This window comes from Thauera phenylacetica B4P (genome assembly GCF_000310225.1).
In the GTDB taxonomy this organism is placed as follows: Bacteria; Pseudomonadota; Gammaproteobacteria; order Burkholderiales; family Rhodocyclaceae; genus Thauera; species Thauera phenylacetica.
The window spans coordinates 1-5763 of the sequence record NZ_AMXF01000249.1; the positions used below are offsets into that span (position 1 = coordinate 1).

5 protein-coding genes are annotated in these 5763 nt (G+C 70.6%); 2 read left to right on the forward strand and 3 right to left on the reverse strand.

Annotated elements, in window-relative coordinates; translation table 11 throughout:
- A partial coding sequence (locus C667_RS19615; RefSeq protein WP_004378038.1) for an efflux RND transporter periplasmic adaptor subunit occupies window positions 1-1049 on the forward strand: 1049 nt, incomplete at its 5' end.
- Window positions 1050-1052: 3 nt separating this feature from the next.
- Window positions 1053-4124: an efflux RND transporter permease subunit gene (locus tag C667_RS19620; RefSeq protein WP_004378039.1), complete on the forward strand. Its 3072-nt coding sequence runs from the start codon at window positions 1053-1055 to the stop codon at window positions 4122-4124.
- Between the two features lie 60 nt (window positions 4125-4184).
- Here the strand turns inward: C667_RS19620 and C667_RS19625 are convergent, their stop codons facing one another.
- The 3 genes from C667_RS19625 to miaA form a co-directional block, all read right to left on the reverse strand.
- The gene (locus C667_RS19625; protein ID WP_004378040.1) at window positions 4185-4406 is read right to left on the reverse strand and encodes an HP1242/YdcH family protein; all 222 of its coding nucleotides are present in this window, start codon (window positions 4404-4406) and stop codon (window positions 4185-4187) included.
- 214 nt (window positions 4407-4620) lie between these two features.
- On the reverse strand, window positions 4621-5166 hold the full coding sequence (locus C667_RS19630) for a DUF1415 domain-containing protein (RefSeq protein WP_004378041.1): 546 nt from the start codon (window positions 5164-5166) through the stop codon (window positions 4621-4623).
- Between the two features lie 15 nt (window positions 5167-5181).
- The coding region (gene miaA / locus C667_RS19635; protein ID WP_004378043.1) for a tRNA (adenosine(37)-N6)-dimethylallyltransferase MiaA at window positions 5182-5763 on the reverse strand (582 nt) is incomplete at its 5' end.

Consider the following 5763-nt stretch of genomic DNA (forward strand, 5'->3'; position numbering starts at 1 on the left):
CAGGCGCGCAAGGCGGTCCGCCTGCGGCGGTGGCGGCGGGTGCGAAGGCGGTGGCGGGCGGCGCGGGCGCGGCGCCGGGTGCGCCGGTGGTGGTGGAGACGCACACCGTGGACGTGCGCGCGGTGGCCGACGACGTGAGCGCGGTAGGCTCGCTGGTGTCGAACGAGTCGGTGGTGCTGCGCCCCGAGGTGTCGGGGCGGATCGAGGCGATCCGCTTCCGCGATGGCGAGGCGGTGCGGCGCGGCGAGGTGCTGATCGAGTTCGACGCCGCGGTGCAGCGCGCCGAGCTGCAGCAGGCGCGTGCCAGCCTGACCCTGGCCGAGTCGAACTTCCGCCGCAGCCAGGACCTGTTCTCGCGCAGCTTCGTGAGCCGCAGCAGCCTGGACAACGCGCGCTCGCAGCTCGAGGTGGCGCGCGCCGGGGTGGCGCTCGCGCAGGCCAGGCTCGCGCGCATGCAGATCCGCGCGCCGTTTGGCGGCGTGGTCGGCATCCGCAGCGTGAGCCCGGGCGACTTCGTCAAGGACGGCGAGGCCATGATCAACCTCGAGGACATCGCCACGCTGAAGGTGGACTTCCGCCTGCCCGAGCTCTACCTCGACCGCGTGCGCCCCGGGCAGACGGTGGAGATCGCGAGCGACGTGCTCGCGGGCGAGCGCTTCGCCGCCACGGTCGAGGCGATCGATCCGCTGGTCGATGCGCAGGGCCGCGCGGTCCGGCTGCGCGCGAGCCTGGCCAACCCCGAGCTGCGCCTGCGTCCGGGGGTGTTCGTGCGCGTGCGCCTGATCCTCGCCGAGCGCGCCGACGTGGTGGTGGTGCCCGAGACCGCGCTGGTGCCGGCGCCGGGCAACACCCAGTTCGTGTACCGGGTCGCCGAGGGCAAGGCGCAGCGGGTCGAGGTGCGCACCGGCACGCGGCGCGACGCGATGGTCGAGGTGATCGAGGGCGTGCGGGCGGGCGAGGTGGTGGTGACCGCCGGCCAGCTCAAGCTGCGCGACGGCGCGGCGGTGAAGGTGGCGGGTGCGCCCGCCGGCGTGGCGCGGGCGGACTGAGCGATGGTCCTCTCCGAGCTCTGCATCCGCCGCCCGGTGTTCGCCACCGTGCTGTCGCTGCTCGTGCTGCTGGTGGGCCTGATGTCGTACTCGCGGCTCACCGTGCGCGAATATCCCAACATCGACGAGCCGGTGGTCACGGTGGACACGCGCTACCGCGGCGCCAGCGCCGAGATCGTCGAGTCGCAGGTGACCAAGCCGCTGGAGGATTCGCTCGCCGGCATCGAGGGCGTGGATGTGCTGTCCTCGATCAGCCGCCAGGAGCGCAGCCAGATCACCGTGCGCTTCCGCGTCGAGCGCGACGCCGATTCGGCCGCGGCCGACGTGCGCGACCGCGTCTCGCGCGTGCGCCAGCGCCTGCCCGACGACATCGACGAGCCGGTGATCGCCAAGGTCGAGGCCGACGCCAGCCCGATCATCTGGGTGGCGTTCTCGTCCGACCGGCATTCGCCGATGGAGATCAGCGACTTCGCCAACCGCATCATCAAGCCGCGCCTGCAGACGCTGCCCGGCGCGGCCGACGCGCGCCTGTTCGGCGAGCGCCGCCAGGCCATGCGGGTGTGGCTGGACCGCGACCGCCTCGCCGCGTTCGGGCTGACGGTGCAGGACGTCGAGGACGCCATCCGGCGCCAGAACGTGGAGCTGCCAGCCGGCCGCATCGAGAGCCGCGAGCGCGAGTTCGCGGTGGTGGCGCAGACCGACCTCGTCGAGCCGGCGCAGTTCGAGGCCGTCGTGCTGCGCCAGGGCGACACCGCCGACGCCTACCCGGTGCGCATCCGCGACGTCGGCCGCGTCGAGGTGGCGCCCGAGAGCGAGCGCACCGCGGTGCGCTTCATGGGTCGGCCGGCGATCTCGATCGGCCTCATCAAGCAGTCGGTGGCGAACCCGCTCGATCTCAAGCGCGGCCTCGACGAGATGCTGCCGCGCCTGCAGGCCGAGCTGCCCGAGGGCATGTCGATGATGATCGCCAACGACACCACGGTGTTCATCGAGCGCTCGATCGAGGCGGTGTTCACCACCATCTGGGAGGCGGTGCTGCTGGTGGCCGCGGTGTGCCTGTTCTTCCTGCGCAACTGGCGCGCGATGCTGGTGCCGCTGGTGACCATCCCGGTGTCGCTGGTGGGTGCGTTCACGCTGATGCTGGTGTTCGGCTTCTCGATCAACACGCTCACGCTGCTCGCGCTGGTGCTGGCGATCGGCCTCGTGGTGGACGACGCGATCGTGGTGCTGGAGAACATCTATCGCCACATCGAGGAGGGCATGGAGCCGGTCGCCGCCGCGTTCAAGGGCGCGAAGGAGATCGGCTTCGCGGTGGTGGCGATGACGGTCACGCTGGCCGCGGTGTATGCGCCGGTGGCCTTCATGAGTGGGCGCACCGGCAAGCTGTTCACCGAGTTCGCGCTCACGCTGGCCGGCGCGGTGATCGTGTCCGGCTTCGTCGCGCTGACGCTGTCGCCGATGATGTGCGCGAAGCTGCTGCGCCACGAGCCCCGCCACGGCCCGCTCTACAACGGTATCGAGCGCTTCCTGTCCTGGCTCACCGCAGGCTACCGCGGCGTGCTCGGGCTCGCGCTGAGCGCGCGCTGGCTGGTGATGCTGGTGTTCGTGGGGGTCGCGGGGAGCTCGGTGTGGCTGATGGGGCAGCTGAAGAACGAGCTCGCGCCGCTCGAGGACCGCGGTCGCGTGATCGGCATGTTCTCCGGCCCCGAGGGCGCCACGCTCGACTACATGGCGCGCTACGCTGAGGAGATCGAGCGCATCTACGCCGGCCTGCCCGAGGTCGACCGCTACATGGTGATCGCCGGCAACCCGACGGTGTCGCAGGGCATCTCCTTCGTCGGCTTCACCGACTGGGCCGAGCGCAGCCGCAAGGCGGGCGAGATCTCCGCCGAACTGCAGCCGAAGCTGCGCGCGGTGCCGGGGGTGAACGCCTTCCCCATCCTGCCCGCCTCGCTCGGCCAGAGTGTGCGCTCGCGGCCGCTGAGCTTCGTGGTGTCGACCTCGGAGAGCTACGACGAGCTCTCGCGCGTGGCCGAGGCCTTCCTCGACGAGATGCGGCAGAACCCCGGCCTGGTGTCGCCCGACACCGACCTGAAGCTGACGATGCCCGAGCTCGCGGTGCAGGTCGACCGCGACCGCGCCGCAGACCTGGGCGTGGCGGTGGAGGTGATCGGGCGCACGCTGGAGAGCATGCTCGGCGGCCGCCAGGTCACGCGCTACAAGCAGGACGCCGAGCAGTACGACGTGATCGTGCAGGTCGCCGCCGACGAGCGCCGCGACCCGCGCGACATCCGCGACATCTACGTGCGCGCGCGCGACGGCCGCATGGTGCCGCTGACCAGCGTGGTGCAGGTGGACGAGCGCGTGGCGCCGCGCGAGCTCAACCACTTCGGCCAGCGCCGCTCGGTGACGATCACCGCCAACCTGGCGCCGGGCTACGCGCTCGGCGAGGCGCTGCAGTGGATGGAGGACACCGCCGGCCGCATCCTGCCGCCGGGCTACGGCACCGACTACGACGGCCAGTCGCGCGAGTTCAAGACCAGCTCGGAGAGCCTCGCGCTCGTCTTCCTGCTCGCGCTCGCCTTCATCTACCTGGTGCTGGCGGCGCAGTTCGAGAGCTTCCGCGACCCCTTCATCATCATGCTCACGGTGCCGCTGTCGATGACCGGGGCGCTCGGTGCGCTGTGGCTCACCGGCGGCACGCTCAACGTGTATAGCCAGATCGGCCTGGTCACCCTGGTCGGGCTGATCACCAAGCACGGCATCCTGATCGTGGAGTTCGCCAACCAGTTGCGCGAGCAGGGGCGGGCGCTGGGCGAGGCGGTGACGGAGGCGGCGGTGCTGCGCCTGCGGCCGATCCTGATGACGACCGGTGCGATGGTGCTCGGGTCCTTGCCGCTCGCGCTGGCGAGCGGCGCCGGGGCGGAGAGCCGCCAGCAGATCGGCTGGGTGATCGTGGGCGGGCTGACGATCGGCACCTTCTTCACGCTCTTCGTGGTGCCGACGGTGTACACGCTGCTGGCGCGGCGCGAGCGCGAGGCGCAGGCCGCGGTCGCACAAGGCAGCGCCGCCTGAAAACGAAAAACCCCGCCGCGCGGGCCGCGCAGGCGGGGTCGCTCATCGTGACGTGGGCGATCAGCTTTCGGTTTCGACCTTTTTCAGGTACGCGTAGATCTGGTCCTTGATCGCCAGCTTTTCCTTCTTCATGACCTCGACCTCGAGGTTGGTGCCGGGGACGACGTGGGTCTCGATGTTGTGGATCTTCTGGTCGAGCTCGTTGTGCCTCTCGAAGAGCTGGGTGAAGTGGCGATCGTTGTGCTTGAGACGGGTGATCAGGTCGCGATATTCGGGGAACATGGGAGGATCTCCTGGGTTCGGGGTTGCAAGGGCTACGAGTCGAGGCAAAGTAAGGATTTCACGTTTGTTGCCAGTCTACTCCCGCTTTTGGTGCGCGGCCAGCGTGGCGGGAGGCGTAAACCCCGGTCTCGCGACCCGCTCCGGGCTGCTTGCGAATGGCATTCATCCTGCTGTTTTCGACAGCAGCGGAACTGATCGACCGGCCGCGCTCGACTCAACCGAAGAGGTGGGGGAAGAGCTTCGCGCGCTCTGCGGCGGTGAGCGCCTGCATGCGCGCGATGTTGCGCTCGGGGATGCGGTCGACGTCGGGGTAATGCTCGATCGCCTTCTCCAGGCTCTCCTCGCGGATGATGTGCAGCAGCGGCCAGGGCGAGCGGTTGGTGAGGTTGCCCGGGTCGTCGGCCTCGGTGTCGGCGAACTGGTACTGCGGGTGGAAGCTCGCCACCTGCAGCTCGCCCTCCCAGCCGAACTGCTCGACCCACAGGTCCACCGCGTCGAGGAAGTCGTTGTAGTCGGCGAAGTCCTCGAGCATGTCGGGGATCGCCAGCAGGGTGGTCTCGAGCTCCGCCACGGGTGTGTCGGACAGGCGCTCGAGCTCGGCCTGCAGGTCGTCGAGCAGGGCCTCTGCGGTGGTGGCGTGGCTGACCGCGATGCGCACGCGCTTCTCGCGCCGCGGGCGGGCCGCGAAGGGGCAGAGGTCGAGGCCGATGACGACCTCGTCGAGCCACTGCTCGACGTCGGCGATGATCTGTTCATCCATGGAGTGGGGTTCCGTTCAGGCGGGGTGCAGGGGGAGGTCGTGCAGCAGCCGCAGGGCGGTGTGCAGCACGGCCTCGGGGAGGTCGGGGCGCAGGCAGTCGAGCTCGACGAAGCCGGGCCAGGTCTCGCGGAACTGGCGCTGCCACGTGAGCTGGCGCTTGGCGAGCTGGCGGGTGGCGGCGATGCCCTTGAAGCGCAGCTCGTCGTAGCCGGTGCCGCCGTCGAGGTATTCCCACACCTGGCGGTAGCCGACGCAGCGCATCGAGGGCATGGACGGGTCGAGCCGGTAGCGTGCGCGCAGCTGGCGGACCTCGTCGACCAGCCCGGCGTGCAGCATGGTGTCGAAGCGTTCCTCGATGCGCGCGTGCAGCGCGCTACGGTCCGAGGGCGCGAGCGCGATCGGCAGCAGGCGGCAGGGCAGGGAGTCGTCTTCCTTGCGGGCGTAGCTCTCGGCGAGCGGACGTCCGGTGAGGCGCACGATCTCGAGCGCGCGCTGGATGCGCTGGGCGTCGCCCGGCTCGAGGCGGGCGGCGGCCTCGGGGTCGAGGCGGGCGAGCTCGGCGTGCAGCGCCGGCCAGCCGCGCTCGGCGGCCTCGTC

Excerpts from the sequence above, each read along its gene's own strand:
- C667_RS19620 (WP_004378039.1), top strand. The coding sequence starts at position 1,053 with ATGGTCCTCTCCGAGCTCTGCATCCGCCGCCCGGTGTTCGCCACCGTG.
- C667_RS19630 (WP_004378041.1), bottom strand. The coding sequence starts at position 5,166 with ATGGATGAACAGATCATCGCCGACGTCGAGCAGTGGCTCGACGAGGTC.
- C667_RS19625 (WP_004378040.1), bottom strand. The coding sequence starts at position 4,406 with ATGTTCCCCGAATATCGCGACCTGATCACCCGTCTCAAGCACAACGAT.